Source organism: Leisingera daeponensis (assembly GCF_019801465.1).
In the GTDB taxonomy this organism is placed as follows: domain Bacteria; phylum Pseudomonadota; class Alphaproteobacteria; order Rhodobacterales; family Rhodobacteraceae; genus Leisingera; species Leisingera daeponensis_A.
Map to the genome: position 1 here is coordinate 195,551 of NZ_JAHVJA010000002.1, position 12,522 is coordinate 208,072.

Below are 12,522 nucleotides of genomic sequence, written 5' to 3' on the forward strand. Positions count from 1 at the left end.
TTACAGGCCCCGCAGGTATTCCATCACCGCCGGCCGCACCGCTTGATCGCCGCGGTGGCGGGCATCCGAGATGATCTTGCGAAGTTCACCCAAGTCCACACGCATCAGCAGCGATTTCACCGGACCGATCGAGGCCGGGCGCATCGACAGCGTGCGGATGCCCATCGCCGCGAGGCACACAGCCTCGACCGGACGCCCGGCGTCCTCGCCGCAGAAGCTCAGCGGCGTGCCGGAGATCGCACAGCGCTCGACGATCCGCTCGATGAAGCTCAGGAAGCTGACGTTCAGCGTGTCATACCGGCGGCGCACCCGCTCGTTCTCGCGGTCAGCGGCAAAGAAGAACTGCTTCAGGTCATTGCCGCCGATGGAGATAAACGCCACCTCTTCAAAGAACTTCTGCGGCGCATAGGCCAGCGACGGCGTTTCCAGCATCGCGCCGACCTTCAGCTCGGCCGGCAGCACGTGACCCAGAATGCGCTCGCGCTCAATGGTCTTGTCCACCTCCGCCTTGGCGGAACGGTATTCCTCGAACTGGGCGACAAAGGGGAACATGATCGACAGCGGCCGCCCTTCGGCCGCGCGCAGCAGCGCCTGCAACTGCATCCGCATCACCCCCGGCTTGTCCAGCCCGACCCGGATCGCCCGCCAGCCCAGCGCCGGGTTCGGCTCATCGGTGGGCTTCATGTAGGGCAGAACCTTGTCAGACCCGATATCCAGCGTGCGGAACACCACTGGCTTGCCGTGGGCCGCATCCAGCACCCGCTTGTAGAGCGCCACCAGTTCCGACCGCTTCGGCATCTGGTTGCGCACCAGGAATTGCAGCTCGGTGCGGAACAGGCCCACCCCTTCGGCGCCGGAACCGTCCAGCGACGGCAGGTCCGCCATAAGGCCGGCATTCATCACCATGTTGACGCGCTGGCCATCCGTGGTGACGGCGGGTTTGTCCCGGATCGAGGCATAGCGCTCCTGCGCCTTGGTATGCATCGCGATCTTGTCGCGGAAGGCGCCGACAACCGTGTCATCCGGGCGCAGATGCACCACGCCCTGGTCGCCGTCCACCATGATGTGGTCGCCGTTCAGCGCCTCGGTGGTGATCCGCTTGGCATTGACCACCAGCGGGATCGCCAGCGCCCGCGCAACAATCGCGGCATGCGAACCCACCGACCCCTCTTCCAGCACGATCCCGCGCAAGCTGCGGCCGTATTCCAGCAGGTCGCCGGGGCCGATGTTGCGGGCAATCAGAATCGGGTTGTCCGGCAGCTCCGCCCCGGTATTGGCACCCTGCCCGGTCAGGATCCGCAGCAGCCGGTTCGACAGGTCGTCCAGATCGCTGAGCCGTTCGCGCAGATAGGCGTCCTGCACCTGGCTCATCCGGGTGCGGGCTTGGGATTGCTCCTTCTCCACCGCAGCCTCGGCGCTCAGACCGCGGGCGATGTCCTCCTCCATGCGCCGCATCCAGCCCTTGGAATTGGCAAACATCCGGTAAGCTTCCAGAACCTGCAGCTGCTCCTTGTCACCGTTGCGGGACACCTCGAGCATCTTGTCAACGCCCACCCGAAGTTCCTCGACTGCATCGTTCAGCCGCTCCAGCTCGCGCTGCGGATCATCAGCGATCGGGTTGGTGACGATCACCCGCGGCTCATGCAGCCAGACGTGGCCTTCCGCCGCGCCTTCCTGGGCCGAGATGCCATGGATCAGCACCGCCTGCTGGTGCAGCGGCGACAGCGCCGCGCCCTCGCCGACAAAGGCGCCCAGCTCCGTCATCTCGGCGATCACCATCGCCACCACTTCCAGAGCATAGACCGCGTCGGCGGAAAACTCGCGCGCCTCCTTCGACTGCACCACCAGCACGCCCAGCATCTCGCCCAGGCGCTGGATCGGCACCCCAAGGAAGGAGGAGAACCGCTCCTCCCCCGTTTCCGGCATATAGCGGAACCCCTTGGCATTGGGGGCATCCGGGGTGTTCACCACCTTGCCGTACTTGGCCACCCGGCCCACCAGGCCCTCGCCGATGCGCATCCGGGTCTGGTGCACCGATTCGGTATGCAGGCCCTGGGTCGCGCACAGCTCCAGGGTCTCATCATCGCGGAACAGATAGACCGAACACACCTCGGTCCCCATGCTGTCAGCGATCAGATGGGTGATCTTGTCGAGCCGCGCCTGGCCGGCATCATCGCCCGCCATTGCCTCGCGTAAGCGAACCAGAAGCTTCCTGCTTTCGGATTCCGTGGTATCGGCCATTCTCACCCTCTCCCGAGGTTTCTTCCCTGTACACCGCCGCCCTGATTGCCCTCCGGGAACGGACACCGCCCAGAGTAGTACGCCAGTGCTCTCTCCTCCACCCACTTGTCCCACCCCGGCGGAAAAAGTCCAAGTGTTTTTGCAGCATTGCCTGCAATCAGGGCATCCCGCCGCAGCCGCCGGCAGAACGATGCCAGGCGCCGGGCACACATGACAAAGGCGCCGGAACGGCGCCCTTGAAGGATTTGAAAAACTGTTCTCCGCCGGATGTTTAGCGGGCTTTTTCCAGCTCGAACGCATCATGCAGCGCCTGCACGGCCAGCTCCATGTACTTGCGGTCGATCAGCACCGAAATCTTGATCTCGGAGGTGGTGATCACCTTGATGTTGATGCCTTCGCCCGACAGCACCTTGAACATCTTGGCCGCCACGCCGGACTGCGAGCGCATGCCGATGCCCACCACCGACACTTTGGCCACATCCTTGTCGGCCAGCAGTTCGGCATAGTTCAGCTCGCCCTGCTCCTTGATCGCCAGCAGCGCTTTCTCGGCGCGGGCCACCTGATCGGTCGGGCAGGAGAAGGTCATGTCGGTGCGGCCGTCTTCCGAGACGTCCTGCACGATCATATCGACGTTCACGCCCGCGTCGCTGAGGGTGGTGAAGATCGTCGCCGCGATGCCCGGACGGTCGGCCACCGACTGCACAGTCAGCTTGGCCTCGTCGCGGGAGTAGGCAACGCCGTTTACAACATTGGATTCCATGATTTCCTCCTCGTCGCAGACCAGGGTTCCGGCCTCGTCGGACTGTTCCTCAAAACTCGACAGCACACGCAGTTTCACCTTATAGCGCATTGCCAGTTCAACCGAGCGGGTTTGCAGCACCTTGGCCCCCAGCGAGGCCAGCTCCAGCATTTCCTCGAACGCAATCTTGTCCAGCTTGCGCGCCTTGCCGCAGATCCGCGGGTCGGTGGTGTAGACGCCGTCCACATCGGTGTAGATATCACAGCGCTCGGCATCAAAGGCGGCGGCAAAAGCCACCGCGGTGGTGTCGGAACCGCCCCGGCCCAGGGTGGTGATACGGCCCTCGGGGCTGATCCCCTGGAAGCCGGCCACAACCGCCACCTTCATGCCCTCCGCGAACTTGGCGTTGATGTTCTCCGGCGGGATTTCCTCGATGCGGGCCTGGCTGTGCGCCGAGGTGGTCTTGAGCGGCACCTGCCAGCCCTGCCAGCTGCGGGCCGGAATATCCATCTCCTGCAGCGTCAGCGCCATCAGCCCGGCGGTCACGTTCTCCCCGGAGGACACGACGGCATCGTATTCGCGCGCGTCATACAGCGGCGAGGTCTCGCCGACCCAGCCCACCAGTTCGTTGGTCTTGCCGGACATGGCAGAGACGATGACGATCACGTCATAGCCCTTGGCCACCTCAACGCCGACGCGTTTGGCGGCACGGCGGATGCGGTCCAGGTTGGCGACAGACGTGCCGCCGAATTTCATCACAAGTACGGGCATATGGAACGGGTCTCCCTGCGCTTGCGGGTTGCGGTCCCGTGCCTCATATGCGAGCGGCCCCGCAAGGGCAAGAGCGCGCTGCCCCCGGCGGGCAAGGAAGCTGCGGCCCGGCCGGCGGTTTCAGCGCGGCAAAGCGCCACAAGCCGCCGCCTGCGCAACATCTGCCAATCCTGCGCCGCCGCGCGGCTGGGATTTTGCCCTCATCTGCGTCAGGCGCGCCAGAACCGCACCGTCAGGATCGCATAAACCGCCATCAGCTCCAGCCGCCCGATCAGCATGGCGGCGCTCAGGATCCATTTGGCCGGATCGTTGAGGGTCGAGAAATTGCCCGCCGGCCCGATGACCGGACCAAGTCCCGGCCCGATATTGGCCACCGCCGTCGCCGCACCGGACACCGAGGTCACGAAATCCAGCCCGGTCAGCGCCAGCATCCAGGCAACAATGCCGAGCGTCACCACGAAAAACATGAAGAAGGAGATCACCGAACTCAGCACGTCGGCATCCACCCGGCGGCCCTCGTAGCGCGTCAGGAACACCCCGTGCGGCGAGCGGATGCGCTGGATCTGCACCTTGATTGAGGCAAACAGCAGCTGGTAGCGGAAGATTTTCACCGAACAGGCGGTGGAGCCCGCGCAGCCGCCGATCAGCCCGATGAAGAAAAACACCATGATCAGGAAGCTGCCCCACTGCATGTAATCGACACTGGCATAGCCAGTGCCGGAAATGATCGAGGTGATGTTGAAAAGCGCCTCGCGGAAGGCCTGTTCGGGGTGGTGCGGGAACACGGTGGTCAGCACACCGGTGGTCACCGCTACCAGAACCGCGATCGTGATCATGAAGACCCGGATCTGGCTATCCCGCAGCAACGGGGTGCCATGGCCGTTCACAAGCTGAACATAGCGCACAAACGGCAGGGCCGCCGCGATCATGAAAATCGATGCGGCATATTCCGTGGGTCCCGAAAAGGTCGCGAAGGACGCATCGTAGTTGGAAAAGCCGCCGGTGGACATGGTGGTCAACGCATGCACCAGCGCGTCGAACGCCCCCATCCCCAGCACCATATAGACCAGTGCGCAGATCATCGTCAGAGACACGTAGATCAGAGCGATCTGCTTGGCGATCGCCTGCGCGCGGGGCAGAATTTTGCCCATTGTGTCAAAGGCTTCCGAGCGGAAGATCTGCATGCCGCCGACCCGCAGCTCCGGCAGGAACACCATCGCCACGACGATGATGCCGATGCCGCCCAGCCATTGCAGGATGCCGCGCCACAACAGCAGACCGCGCGGCAGGTTATCCAGGCCGGAAATCACCGTGGACCCGGTCGTGGTCAGCCCCGACATCGCCTCAAAGAACGCATCCACAAAGCGCAGCTCCGTGGCGCCCAGCATCAGCGGGATCGCCCCGAACAGCGGCAGGGCCACCCACACCAGCGTGGTCAAAAGGAAGGTCTGGCGGATGCTCAGCCCCTCCTTGACGCCATTGGCGCAACTCAGCGCCAGAAGCCCGCCCACCAGGATGGTGAACACCGCGCTTTCCAGGAAAACATGCCATTCCCCGCGGCCGTCCAGCAGGTCGACCAGCAGCGGGAACACCATCATGGCTCCCAGAATGACGACCAAAAGGCCGATGACATATCCAACCGGACGGAGATCCAACATGCGGCGCAGCGTTGGCCCCCTGCGCCGCAAGTGTCAAGACTGCGGATTTACTCGCTGCTGCTGCCGGTGCCGGCAGCGTTGCGCGCGGGCATCTGCGGCGGCGTAGACGGCTGGCGCGGGCGCCTGGAGGAAGCGGCCTGCGCTTCCTCGTCCCCGGCCGCAGCCACGGGTGCAGGCGCCGGGGTCCCGGCCGCGTCCGGCTTGACCGCCGCCGCAGGGGCCGTTGCCGCCGCGCCCGGTGCGGTTTCGCTGCGGCGGGCGGAGACGCTGCGGAATTCCGCAGGCTTGGTCTCCGCCTTCTCCCCGGCAGTTGTTGGGGTCCGGTCCGCCGGCTTGGCAGCCGCGGGCGCCTGCGCAGGCGCCGCCGCCTTTGCGGGCGCCTTCACGGGTTCGGTCCTCGCTGCGTCCTGTTTGGCCGTCCCGGCCTTGTCGACTGCCGGCCCGGCCGCCTCCGGCTTGGCTACCGCCGGCCCGGCCTTGGGCGGCACCCGTTTCCGTGCGGGCGCCTTGCGGGCGGCAGACTTGCGCGGGGCGGATTTGCGGGCCGCAGCCTTGCGCGGTGCGGATTTCCCGGGCTTGGCCTCTGTCGGGCTTTCATCCTGCGCGGCCGGTGCGGCCGACGCGGCATCCGCTTCAGGAGCAGCCTCCCCGGCCGCTGCCGGAGCGCCCGCCCGCAGCAGCCGCCGCTGGGCCTCCATCACCGACTGCGCCAGCCGCATCTGCTCCAGCGGCGCCCGCAGCGCAGCCTCTGCCGCCTGGCGCCACAGCTTCATCTGCAGCCCGGCTGCATACCCTGCCCACTCATGCGTCATGACCGTCAGTCCGGGAATCTTGTGAAAGCTCGTCATTTGTTACTCCTAAAGTCCTGCACTGCACTTGCCCCGGGCCGGCCCACCGGTATCCGGGCAAAGAAAACAGGAAGCGGGCGCCGGATGCGCTCCGGGCCGGATGCAGCGGAAAACGGGCCGTCAGTTGCAGGCACCTGCGCACAAGCTCCCCTCGCCCCCGGCAGGACGGCCAGGGGGATTCGGATTGACGCTAACATGAACTTCTGCGTTGCGGCGTAAAAAATGCGGCAATGCAGAAATTGCCGCGGGACTGTCCGTCCTCAGGCGGAAACCTGCCTTAAAAGCAGGCAGCCTGCCCGGCCTCAGCCCTGGTGGATCAGGGTCGAGAACAGTTTCGGATCCAGGCTCATCGCCTTGAACAGCGGCCCCTGGGTGAGCACACTGACCGCGTCATGGCTGTGCAGGCTTTCCTGATGGCTGGCAATGACGCGGAAATCACCGATCCGCGCGTCGCCCTGCAAGGCCTCGCAGAACAGCCGCGCCGCATCCTCGACAAAAATCGGGTTGGCGGCATTAAGCTCGGCAAAGGCCTGCTCGTCCTCGCGCTTGACCATCACCTGGGTCTCGGTCGGCACCGCCTTGCGGCACAGCTCGATCAGATCCTCGAACCACAAACACTGGCTGCCAGGCACCGACTGCACCGAGATCCGCGCGACAGAGCGCTGCGAATGCGGCGTCGCCAGCTGGCCGCGGGCCTGACGCGCATGTTCGGACAGCTCCAGCGAGCACGGGCAGGTCGAGGAATAGACATAATCCAGGTGCATGATCTTCTCGCGCACCCCGTCGTGGTCCACCAGCTCAAGCGCGAAGTCGTAATACTGATAGCCGCTCAGTCCCGAACGCAGGCTCTGCACCCGCGCCGGGAAGGAAAACCGCATCTGGATGCGCGCGTCCGGGCTGTCCAGATCGCTCAGGTAGTCGTCCAGAGCCGAGGCCATCACTTCAAAGCTGAAGGTCCGCTCCGCGTGTTTGTAGAAGGTGCGCATGATCCGGGACATGTTGATGCCCTTCTTTCCCGCATCCAGGCTGACGGTGCCGGTGACGCTGGTTTCCAGCGTCAGGTCGCCATCATCGCGGGTGTGGAAGCGGATCGGCAGGCGGAAGTTGGAGATCCCCACGTGCTGGATCTGCTCCTTGGCACCGCGGATCAGGCTGGTCGGCCCGTTCTGCAGGTCGGGCAGCGTCGCCCGGTAGGCCTCGTCCGATTTGAAATCCGCGGGGTACTGCCGCGACAGCTCCGGGTAGTTGCCGACCTCACGGCCCGGCAGCAGCCGCGCCACCGCCGGGTCCAGCTCGGCTATCTCGGTTTCGGTCACGGTGCCGGCCCAGGCCCGCAGCACATCCAGCGCAGCGGCCGCAGCCTCGCGGTCGGGCGCCTCGGCAGCGTCGCGGTTATGAATGTTCATCGGCGTTTCCCCCAGTGATACGGCCCATATAGGGTGCGGCAGGCCACCCTCATATACTGTTACGCGGCAATTTTCAAAACGGATCCGCCATTTGCGGCAGAACCGGCGCCTTAACGGACCCCAAGCACCTCCGCAAGGGTCCGCAAGCGGCGCGAGCGCGACTTGTAATGGGCGGTGACCAGCACATAGGGCCGCGGCATTTCCAGCGCCGGGCCGTCCAGCCGGTGCAGCCTGCCCGCGCGGATTTCCCTGCCCACGACCTGTTCGGGCAGCAGCGCAATGCCCAGCCCCGCCTGCACCAGCGCCACCACCGAGGGCACCGACTGGCCGATGGCCGCCGCCGCGTCCTCCCGCGCAATTCCATGCTGCGTAAAGTACCGCCGCCAGCCCGGCACCGAGGCGATGGTCTCGCCCCAGGCGACCTCCACCAGCGGCGCGCTGCTGACATCAGTTCGCGGATCGGCGCCAACCGGCACAAGGCGGTCGGTGAACAGCGCTTGGGTCCGGTGCTCGGGATGCTCGCCGCCATAGGTCAGGCGGGCGTCGATGCCCTCAGCCTCCAGATCGATGCGGTCGTCCTCGATCCGCAGCCGCAGCGGCACATCAGGCCGCAGCTCGGCAAAGGTCTTCAGCCGCTCCGGCAGCCAAAGCTGCGCCAGCGCGGGCGTGGCCGAGATCACCAGCGGACGCCGGGTGCCGCGGTCCGTCAGCGCCTCGGTGAAACCGGCGATCTCCGCCAGCGCCCCCGCCGCCTTCTGAAAATAGTCCCGCCCCGCGTCGGTCAGCCGCACCCGGTTGGCGCGGCGGGTGAACAGCTGCAGCCCCAGCCAGTCCTCCAGGTTCTTCACCTGCATCGACACCGCGGCAGAACTCACCCCCAGCTCCGCGCCCGCAGCCGAAAAGCTTCCGGTCCGGGCAGCGCATTCAAAGGCGCGCAGGGCGTTGAGCGGCGGCAGTTTCATGACGGCACAGTGCAAGAATTCCTGATGCTCGCCAAGATAATTTATAGTGGTAAGATCTCCGCCCGGCGCGCAGGCTTTTGAAAACGCCAAAACTCCAAGGACCACCCCATGCGCGATATTCTTGATCTGGACCGATACCCGCTCGACCGCCCCGGCAGCCCGGAATGGCAGGCGCTGGTGAACCGCTGCCGCGCCGAGCTGGCCCGTGACGGCATGTTCAGCCTGGAGGGGCTGATGAAGCCGGAGGTCGCCCAAGCTGCCGCCGATGCGCTGCAGGGCAAGTTCGAAACCGAAAGCTTCCACCACAAGCGCTGGCACAACATCTATTTCAAGGACGCGGTCGAGGAACTGGCGCCGGACCATCCCGCACTGCAGAAGGTCGAAACTTCGAACTTCACCCTCTGCGCCGACCAGTTCCCGGACTCTCCGGTCCTGCGGCTGTACGATTGGCCGCCCTTTGCGGAGTTTCTGGCCGCCACCATGGACAAGCCCGCGCTTTACACCATGGATGATCCGCTGGCCCGGCTGAACATCATGTCCTACGGCGCAAGCCAGGCGCTGAACTGGCATTTCGACCGTTCCGAGTTCACCACCACCATGCTGCTGCAAGCGCCCGAGGCGGGCGGCGAGTTCCTCTACAGTCCGGAGCTGCGCACGGATGGCGATCCGAACTACGAGGGCGTCGAACGGCTGCTGAAAGGGGAAGATCCGAACATGCGCTCCGTCACCCTCGCCCCCGGCACGCTGAACATCTTCCGCGGCAAGAACTCCCCCCACCGCGTCGGCGCAGTGAAAGGGGACAGGACACGGGTGATTGCTGTCTTCACCTTCTACGAACGCCCCGGCGTCCGGTTCACCGACGAGGAGAACATCGGTTTTTACGGCCGGGCCTCCTGACTGGATATCATTGGAAAAAGAGAGGGGGCTGTCTGCCCCCTCTTGAGCCTCCGGCTCAATTCACCCCCGAGGATATTTTCAGCCAGATGAATACAGGATCTTCCGGCTGAGGCGGCGTTACGCCTGCGAGGCTTCCAGCGCCGCCTTGAGGTCGGCGATCAGGTCATCAGCATCCTCCAGCCCGACCGAGAACCGCACCAGGCCGGGGGTGATGCCCAGCTCCGCCTTCAGCTCATCGCTGAGGCGCTGATGGGTGGTGGTGGCCGGATGGGTGGCGATGGATTTGGCGTCGCCCAGGTTGTTGGAGATCACCGGGATAGTCATAGCGTTCAGGAACTTGAACGCCGCTGCCTTGCCGCCCTTCAGATCCAGCGACAGCACGGTGCCGCCCTTGCCGCCCAGCTGGGTCTGCACCAGCGCGTTCTGCGCGTGGCCCTTGAGGCCCGGATAGATGGTGCGCTCCAGCGCCGGATGGCCCTCCAGCGCTTCGGCGATTTTCAAGGCGCTTTCGGCCTGCGCGTTCACCCGCAGCGACAGGGTTTCAAGCCCCTTCAGCATCACCCAGGCATTGAACGGGCTGAGCGAACCGCCGGTGTGCTTCATATAGGGTTCCAGCGTGCCGCGGATGTACTCCTTGGTGCCCAGAACCACGCCGCCCAGCGCCCGGCCCTGGCCGTCGATATGCTTGGTCGCGGAATAGATCACCACATCGGCACCCTGTGCGATGGCGTCGGAGAACACCGGGGTCGAGAACACGTTATCCACCACCACCGTGGCGCCAACCGAATGGGCGATCTCCGCAACCGCCTTGATGTCGATCACCTCCAGCGACGGGTTCGACATGCTTTCAAAGAATACCGCCTTGGTGTCCGGGCGCACAGCTGCCTTCCAAGCCTCCAGATCGGTGCCGTCGATGAACGTGACCTCGACCCCGAAACGGCCCAGAACATCCGCCAGGATATAGTTGCAGGACCCGAACAGCGCTTTGGCCGACACGATGTGGTCACCCGCCTTCACCAGCGAGGTCAGCGCGCCGTTGACGGCGGCCATGCCCGACGCGGTTGCAAAGGCATCCTCGGCCCCCTCCAGCGCCGCGATGCGCTTTTCGAACATGTCGACCGTCGGGTTGCCGTAGCGGGCATAGATGAACTCGTCCGGGCCGGTCTCGATGAACCGCGCCTCGGCCTGCTCGGCGCTGTCGTAGACGAACCCTTGCGTCAGGAAGATCGCCTCGCTCACCTCGTTGTACTGGCTGCGGCGGGTGCCGCCATGCACCAGCTTGGTGCGGCTGTTCCAGTTGTCGCTCATCTTCTGTCTCCTCGCGCCCCTAGCGCACAAAAAACCCCCATTCGGCCAAGCGAAAGGGGGTCCTTCACGTCCTGACCTCTTTAGCGGGATTGTTTAACGTGGCCCGCAATCCGGTAACAAATCGCCACGATGTGATGCACGGGCTTTACGCATCTTGCGGGATTCGGTCAAGCCGCCGCATCCCCCCGCGTCACACGGATGTGAGCACCGCTGCCCCTTGCCTGCCCGCGCCCCCCATGCTCCTGTGGCCGGGTTGATTGACGGAGGCGCAAGATGCAGGACCCCATCCAGCTGTTCTACTGGCCCACACCCAATGGCTGGAAAATCTCCATCGCCCTGGAGGAGATGGGGCTTCCGTACGAAGTCACCCTGATCGACATTGGCAAGGGCGATCAGTTCGCGCCGGAGTTCCTGAATATCTCTCCCGGCAACAAGATGCCCGCGATCATCGACCCGGACGGGCCGGGCGGCGCGCCGGTCTCGCTGTTCGAAAGCGGCGCCATTCTGCAGTATCTCGCCCGCAAGACGGGACAGTTTTATGGCAAGGATGAGCGCGCCCGGCTCAAGGCGGATCAATGGCTGATGTGGCAGATGGGCGGCGTCGGCCCGATGGCGGGACAGGCGCATCACTTCCTGAAATACGCGCCCGAGGATCTGCCATATGCCAAGGACCGATACCGAAACGAGGTCGCCCGCCTCTACGGCGTGCTGGACCGGCAGCTGGCGGAGAATGAGTATGCGGCGGGCGCGGACTATACGATTGCCGACATGGCGATCTGGCCCTGGGCCTCGCTGTGGGAGGGCCAGCAGCAGACACTGGACGACAAACCGCATCTGGCCCGCTGGCTGGAGAATATGTGGTCCCGCCCCGGCGTGGTGGCCGGCCGGGCGCTGCACGCGGACCTGCGCGCCGACCGGTCGGACAGCAAGGCGCAGCAGGTGATTTTCGGGCACCCCCGCTAAGCCTCGCAGTCGCAGCGCACCCCAGGTGCGCTGCCCGGCCCAAGGCTTTGCGCCTCATCTGTGATGCGGTGCAAAGGCGCGGGAGCCTGCCCTGCCAGCCTCCGGCTACTCCGCCGGGCCTGCCTCTTCTTCCTCTTCGCCGTACTTTTGGAACAGCTGGCCCTGGAACATAAAGAAGGCGAACATCGCCACCGGCAGGCCGAAGGTCTTGAAGTAAACCCAGGTCTCGGTGCTCTGGGTGCGCCAGATTAGCTCATTCGCCACCGCCAGACCGAAGAAGAACGCGCACAGCCGCCGGGTGAGAATCATCCAGCCCTCCTGCTTCAAGGGCATCAGCTCCTCCATCACCACCTTCAGCCAGCTCTGCCCGCGCAGCAGGCCGATTCCCAGCAATCCGCCGAACAGCAGATACAGCATCGTCGGCTTCATCTTGATGAAGCGGTCATCGTTGAACCACACCGACATGCCGCCGAACAGCACCACCAGCACCAGCGTGGCAAACTGCATCCGCGACAGATGGCCGGTCAGCTTCCACAGCGCCAGGGTCGAGGCCGCCATCAGCGGGATGAACGCCGCAGTGATGACGATGAAGCCCTTGTATTCGCTGCCGCCGATCAGAAACACCTCATCCTTCAGCTTCAGGTAGCCGACGAAGAACAGGACAATCGGGCCCAGTTCCAGCACCATCTTCAGGGTGGGGTTGATCTTCTTTCCGGCCATGGGGCCTCC

General features: G+C 64.9%; 10 protein-coding genes and 1 riboswitch. Of the genes, 2 read left to right on the forward strand and 8 right to left on the reverse strand.

The features are described from left to right. The 6 genes from ptsP to KUV26_RS05735 form a co-directional block, all read right to left on the reverse strand. Complete coding sequence (ptsP, locus tag KUV26_RS05710) at window positions 1-2,241, reverse strand: phosphoenolpyruvate--protein phosphotransferase (protein WP_222507655.1); 2,241 nt, start codon at window positions 2,239-2,241, stop codon at window positions 1-3. Between the two features lie 271 nt (window positions 2,242-2,512). Continuing rightward, entirely contained in the window at window positions 2,513-3,751 is a 1,239-nt protein-coding gene (locus tag KUV26_RS05715; RefSeq protein ID WP_222507656.1) for an aspartate kinase, read from the reverse strand. Window positions 3,752-3,960: 209 nt separating this feature from the next. After that, window positions 3,961-5,409: a TrkH family potassium uptake protein gene (locus tag KUV26_RS05720; RefSeq protein ID WP_222504467.1), complete on the reverse strand. Its 1,449-nt coding sequence runs from the start codon at window positions 5,407-5,409 to the stop codon at window positions 3,961-3,963. A 47-nt stretch (window positions 5,410-5,456) separates the two neighbouring features. Next, entirely contained in the window at window positions 5,457-6,257 is an 801-nt protein-coding gene (locus KUV26_RS05725) for a hypothetical protein (RefSeq protein WP_222507657.1), read from the reverse strand. A gap of 302 nt (window positions 6,258-6,559) precedes the next feature. Next, window positions 6,560-7,663 (reverse strand): GTP cyclohydrolase FolE2, encoded by a 1,104-nt coding sequence (folE2, locus tag KUV26_RS05730; protein WP_222504469.1) that lies wholly within the window; start codon window positions 7,661-7,663, stop codon window positions 6,560-6,562. Between the two features lie 110 nt (window positions 7,664-7,773). After that, window positions 7,774-8,625: a LysR substrate-binding domain-containing protein gene (locus tag KUV26_RS05735; RefSeq protein ID WP_222507658.1), complete on the reverse strand. Its 852-nt coding sequence runs from the start codon at window positions 8,623-8,625 to the stop codon at window positions 7,774-7,776. Window positions 8,626-8,733: 108 nt separating this feature from the next. Between KUV26_RS05735 and KUV26_RS05740 the strand changes: the two genes are divergently transcribed. After that, window positions 8,734-9,522, forward strand: a complete 789-nt coding sequence (locus KUV26_RS05740; protein ID WP_222507659.1) for a 2OG-Fe(II) oxygenase — start codon at window positions 8,734-8,736, stop codon at window positions 9,520-9,522. Window positions 9,523-9,639: 117 nt separating this feature from the next. Here KUV26_RS05740 and metZ read toward each other — a convergent pair whose 3' ends face one another. Next, window positions 9,640-10,830 (reverse strand): O-succinylhomoserine sulfhydrylase, encoded by a 1,191-nt coding sequence (gene metZ / locus KUV26_RS05745; RefSeq protein WP_222507660.1) that lies wholly within the window; start codon window positions 10,828-10,830, stop codon window positions 9,640-9,642. Window positions 10,831-10,889: 59 nt separating this feature from the next. After that, window positions 10,890-10,968: riboswitch (SAM riboswitch) on the reverse strand. Between the two features lie 135 nt (window positions 10,969-11,103). Between metZ and KUV26_RS05750 the strand changes: the two genes are divergently transcribed. After that, on the forward strand, window positions 11,104-11,793 hold the full coding sequence (locus tag KUV26_RS05750; RefSeq protein ID WP_222507661.1) for a glutathione S-transferase N-terminal domain-containing protein: 690 nt from the start codon (window positions 11,104-11,106) through the stop codon (window positions 11,791-11,793). A 105-nt stretch (window positions 11,794-11,898) separates the two neighbouring features. Here the strand turns inward: KUV26_RS05750 and KUV26_RS05755 are convergent, their stop codons facing one another. Further along, window positions 11,899-12,513 (reverse strand): inner membrane-spanning protein YciB, encoded by a 615-nt coding sequence (locus KUV26_RS05755; RefSeq protein WP_222504474.1) that lies wholly within the window; start codon window positions 12,511-12,513, stop codon window positions 11,899-11,901. Between the last annotated feature and the right edge of the window lie 9 nt (window positions 12,514-12,522).

Bases quoted from the DNA above. Each gene is read 5' to 3' on its own strand.
- KUV26_RS05755 (WP_222504474.1), bottom strand. From the start codon at position 12,513: ATGGCCGGAAAGAAGATCAACCCCACCCTGAAGATGGTGCTGGAACTG.
- KUV26_RS05750 (WP_222507661.1), top strand. From the start codon at position 11,104: ATGCAGGACCCCATCCAGCTGTTCTACTGGCCCACACCCAATGGCTGG.
- folE2 (WP_222504469.1), bottom strand. From the start codon at position 7,663: ATGAACATTCATAACCGCGACGCTGCCGAGGCGCCCGACCGCGAGGCT.
- KUV26_RS05715 (WP_222507656.1), bottom strand. From the start codon at position 3,751: ATGCCCGTACTTGTGATGAAATTCGGCGGCACGTCTGTCGCCAACCTG.
- ptsP (WP_222507655.1), bottom strand. From the start codon at position 2,241: ATGGCCGATACCACGGAATCCGAAAGCAGGAAGCTTCTGGTTCGCTTA.
- KUV26_RS05740 (WP_222507659.1), top strand. From the start codon at position 8,734: ATGCGCGATATTCTTGATCTGGACCGATACCCGCTCGACCGCCCCGGC.
- KUV26_RS05725 (WP_222507657.1), bottom strand. From the start codon at position 6,257: ATGACGAGCTTTCACAAGATTCCCGGACTGACGGTCATGACGCATGAG.
- metZ (WP_222507660.1), bottom strand. From the start codon at position 10,830: ATGAGCGACAACTGGAACAGCCGCACCAAGCTGGTGCATGGCGGCACC.
- KUV26_RS05735 (WP_222507658.1), bottom strand. From the start codon at position 8,625: ATGAAACTGCCGCCGCTCAACGCCCTGCGCGCCTTTGAATGCGCTGCC.
- KUV26_RS05720 (WP_222504467.1), bottom strand. From the start codon at position 5,409: ATGTTGGATCTCCGTCCGGTTGGATATGTCATCGGCCTTTTGGTCGTC.